The sequence below is a fragment of the Enterobacter sp. HMSC16D10 genome, from assembly GCF_001807145.1.
GTDB lineage: Bacteria > Pseudomonadota > Gammaproteobacteria > Enterobacterales > Enterobacteriaceae > Enterobacter > Enterobacter roggenkampii.
Genome location: NZ_KV787836.1, coordinates 1 through 4,184, shown reverse-complemented (window position 1 = coordinate 4,184; position 4,184 = coordinate 1). Strand labels below are relative to the sequence as shown.

Annotated in this window: 3 protein-coding genes; 2 read left to right on the top strand and 1 reads right to left on the bottom strand. The window is 58.2% G+C overall.

What is annotated here, in order from left to right; translation table 11 throughout:
• The first annotated feature begins 414 nt into the window (after positions 1 to 414).
• Both HMPREF3143_RS04375 and HMPREF3143_RS04370 read left to right on the top strand, forming a co-directional pair.
• Complete coding sequence (locus HMPREF3143_RS04375; protein WP_032413577.1) at positions 415 to 1,293, top strand: DNA replication terminus site-binding protein; 879 nt, start codon at positions 415 to 417, stop codon at positions 1,291 to 1,293.
• Between the two features lie 344 nt (positions 1,294 to 1,637).
• Complete coding sequence (locus tag HMPREF3143_RS04370) at positions 1,638 to 2,957, top strand: IS1182-like element ISKpn6 family transposase (protein ID WP_004152397.1); 1,320 nt, start codon at positions 1,638 to 1,640, stop codon at positions 2,955 to 2,957.
• Positions 2,958 to 3,206: 249 nt separating this feature from the next.
• Here HMPREF3143_RS04370 and HMPREF3143_RS04365 read toward each other — a convergent pair whose 3' ends face one another.
• Complete coding sequence (locus tag HMPREF3143_RS04365; RefSeq protein ID WP_004199234.1) at positions 3,207 to 4,088, bottom strand: carbapenem-hydrolyzing class A beta-lactamase KPC-2; 882 nt, start codon at positions 4,086 to 4,088, stop codon at positions 3,207 to 3,209.
• Positions 4,089 to 4,184: the final 96 nt, after the last annotated feature.

The following is a 4,184-nucleotide window of genomic DNA, read 5'->3' as shown; positions in this document are numbered from 1 at the left end:
ACCATAGATTCCGTTTTCTGAGACGACCCCTTCTGATGCCATCGCGCTGCTACGCCAATCAGCGTGGATGGACCGAAATTTGTCCTAATCGAGCAAATCTAGGCACTCTAAAAGTCGTCCTATAACCACAAAGTTAGACCATCATGCAAAGTGGGGTATAGAGGGTGCCAGCCCCACCCCAGCAGTCCCCCTCAGCCACATTTCTGGCTTGCCCCGCGCTTTTCTTCTTTCTCTCTTTTTCTCTCTTTTTCTCTCTCTTTCTCAATCTAATCTCACACACGAAGGTCAAACAGGGCACCCGCCGACGCGAAGCGGAGGCGTATTCTTGCCCCTCCCCCTCGTTGCATGATGGTCTAAATCTGTCTACTATGTAACCAATGAACTGTTAGAACAAACCCACACATAGGCGGCAGCATGGCTAAAAACTTCATATCAGAACAATTCTCGGCCATGTGCCGCGACTTAACGAACCTGTCCTCTCTTATCAAACGACTACCGCCACGGTACGCAAAAGTTGCGGCCATCCCTCCTACCGGAAAAGGAATGGAGAACGAGCCCGTCAACAAGATTGTCGTAACTGAACAAACTGGGCGCGAAGCTCTTGAGCTGGCAGCGCACAGCTACAGAGATCTTCACATCAACCCAGACTATTCGCAGAAGTCTGCCAGGCGCACCGTGGGGGTACTCTGGTTCTCCCCTTCCAGGATTGGTGTAGCTGACGAAATTGCGGCGACGGTTGAACGCATCAACGCGGCCAAAGCTGGTATCGAGGAGTTCATTATCTCGACGTACCCCACCAGGCAAGAGAGGTTTGAAGCACTTCGAGCGGACTGCCCTGGTGTCATGACTCTCCACCTTTACAGACAAATTCGGTGCTATACCAATGGCGACATCGACTCTATCCGCTTCACCTGGCAACGGAAGGACTCCTTGAAGAAGCCCGTAAAAGAGGAGCTTTTGCAACGCATCAGAGAGGAGCTGGAGCGATCTGGGCCAGACTATCAACTTCCCCTGGAGCAGCTTATCCAGAAGATCGCCAGCACCCCGGAGCCTTATCTCCGGGAGCGAAGGGAAGTAAAGGTTCAACCGGTGGCAAACGTCATGGCCGCAGGGGTACTCAAAACCGTTACCGCGCCAATGCCCCTGATCGTGCTCCAGGATAAGGATGTTCAGCTCAAATTGCTTCGTAACTTTGACGCCTCAGAACAACGCAAAACTCGATCTGATAAAGCGGCATCGGAAATCCTTGGCACCTTCGGTGGAGTCACTATCGAATCCTTCCCGGGGGGGTAAGCGGGAACCCCAGAAAATTCCGCCATTCCGCATTGTGGAATTTTTTGGGGGGGTGGTCCGCGGCATGACGACCCGCCAAAGGCTACCGCATCTATCTGAGGCGCTGTGGCGCGACGCTGAAACCCCGGGGAATTCCGCTACTCCAGTTCCAGGTCCGCAATAGTTCGTCCAGGTCGGGTGGCGTACGCCGGAAACGCCGATTTTTCCGCAACCGTTTCTGCGTTGTCGGCAAGGTGGTCTCAGAGAGCGCTCAAGAAGCGGTTTTTCTCGTATGTTTAGCTACGGTGGCCTAGGAGCCTGCGCGGCAGAAGCCAAATCGGCGGAAGATCGAGGACGATACGGGGATGGCTGCCAGTTACCTTCCTTACCGACCCGACCAATCCTATCTGCTGCCCCCTTCTCTGGGAGAGTGGCTACCTGAAGGGCATCTTGCCTACTTCATCAGCGAGACTGTCGATACGCTGGACTTGAGCGCATTCCACGCCCGGTATGCCGGCGGTGGTCCGGGCAATCAGCCGTTTCATCCGGCGATGATGGTCAAAGTGCTGATCTATGGTTACGCGAGCGGCGTCTTCTCTTCGCGCAAACTAGCCAGGAAGCTGTACGAGGATGTCGCGTTGCGTGTGCTGGCCGCTGGAAACTTCCCGGCCCACCGCACGCTGAGTGACTTCCGTGCCCTACACCTGACCGAGCTTGAGAATTTGTTCGTTCAGGTGGTGCAACTGGCGCGCGAATGTGGGCTGGTGAAGCTTGGCACGATCGCGGTCGACGGCACCAAGGTAAAAGCCAACGCCAGCCGCCACAAGGCGATGAGCTATAAGCGCATGAAGCCGGCCGAGGACGAATTGCATTGCGAGATCAAGGCGCTGCTTGATCGCGCCAAGGCTACCGACGACCAGGAGCGTAACGAGCCGGAGCTGGACATTCCTGCCGAGATTTCTCGCCGCGAGAAGCGCCTGGAGGCGATCCAGGCGGCAAAGGCGCGCCTGGAAGCGCGCCAGCGTGAAGCGGACCAGGCCCGGGGGCGCAGCGAAGACGATGGCCGCCGGCCTCGCCATCCGGATGGCTCGGACAAGGGCGGTGGCTCGTACAAACGCGAGTTTGGTGTGCCGGATGACCGTGATCAGGAAAGCTTCACCGATCCGGACAGCCGGATCATGAAACACGCCGGTGGTGGCTCCGAGCAGAGCTACAACGGGTACACAGCGGTCGATGCCGAGCACCAGATCATCGTGGCGGCGGAGTTGACCAACTGCGCCGCGGACAGTCAGGCGCTGCTGGGCATGCTGGCAGCAGTTCAGGCCAACACCGGAGAAATGCCGGCCCAGACGCTGGCGGATGCGGGATTCCGTAGTGAGGCTGTTCTGGCAAAGGTCGCCGATCACCACGGCGATGTCATCGTTGCCCTCGGCCGCGAGGGACGTGAAGATGCCAAGGTCAATGCCAAGACCCATCCGCATACGGCGGCGATTGCGGCGAAATTGAAAACGGAGCAAGGCGATGCAGCTTACCGCCGGCGCAAGTCGATCGTGGAGGCTCCGAATGGTTGGATCAAGGCGGTGATGGGATTGCGTCAGTTCAGCATGAGGGGCCTGGACAAGGTGCAAGCCGAGTGGAAGCTCGTCTGCATGGCGCTAAATCTGAGGCGAATGGCGTATCTGTGAGGGCGAAGGTTAAATGGGGCGGCTCAAATGCACCCCAGTCGTCATAACACGCCGCGCGCCGCAAGATTGGTATCCTTGGCGCCGACGCCTTGCCAATTGCAGAGAGCGCCGCCGCCATCGTCAGTGCTCTACAGAAAACCGGTCACACGGCTCTGCCGCGCAGACTCCTAGCCTAAATGTGACAGTGGTTGGTAATCCATGCCGCCCGCAAGGGCGGCGGTGGTGGGCCAATAGATGATTTTCAGAGCCTTACTGCCCGTTGACGCCCAATCCCTCGAGCGCGAGTCTAGCCGCAGCGGCGATGACGGCCTCGCTGTGCTTGTCATCCTTGTTAGGCGCCCGGGTGTAGACGGCCAACACAATAGGTGCGCGCCCAGTGGGCCAGACGACGGCATAGTCATTTGCCGTGCCATACACTCCGCAGGTTCCGGTTTTGTCTCCGACTGCCCAGTCTGCCGGCACCGCCGCGCGGATGCGGTGGTTGCCGGTCGTGTTTCCCTTTAGCCAATCAACAAACTGCTGCCGCTGCGGCGCAGCCAGTGCAGAGCCCAGTGTCAGTTTTTGTAAGCTTTCCGTCACGGCGCGCGGCGATGAGGTATCGCGCGCATCGCCTGGGATGGCGGAGTTCAGCTCCAGCTCCCAGCGGTCCAGACGGAACGTGGTATCGCCGATAGAGCGCATGAAGGCCGTCAGCCCGGCCGGGCCGCCCAACTCCTTCAGCAACAAATTGGCGGCGGCGTTATCACTGTATTGCACGGCGGCCGCGGACAGCTCCGCCACCGTCATGCCTGTTGTCAGATATTTTTCCGAGATGGGTGACCACGGAACCAGCGCATTTTTGCCGTAACGGATGGGTGTGTCCAGCAAGCCGGCCTGCTGCTGGCTGCGAGCCAGCACAGCGGCAGCAAGAAAGCCCTTGAATGAGCTGCACAGTGGGAAGCGCTCCTCAGCGCGGTAACTTACAGTTGCGCCTGAGCCGGTATCCATCGCGTACACACCGATGGAGCCGCCAAAGTCCTGTTCGAGTTTAGCGAATGGTTCCGCGACGAGGTTGGTCAGCGCGGTGGCAGAAAAGCCAGCCAGCGGCCATGAGAGACAAGACAGCAGAACTAGACGGCGATACAGTGACATCAACGATATTCCTTGTTTGAAGGTGGATATTGGGGCGCGAAGATAGCACCGAGGGTACGCCGGTGTCAACACCAACTGAAAACTGACCCACTTTAC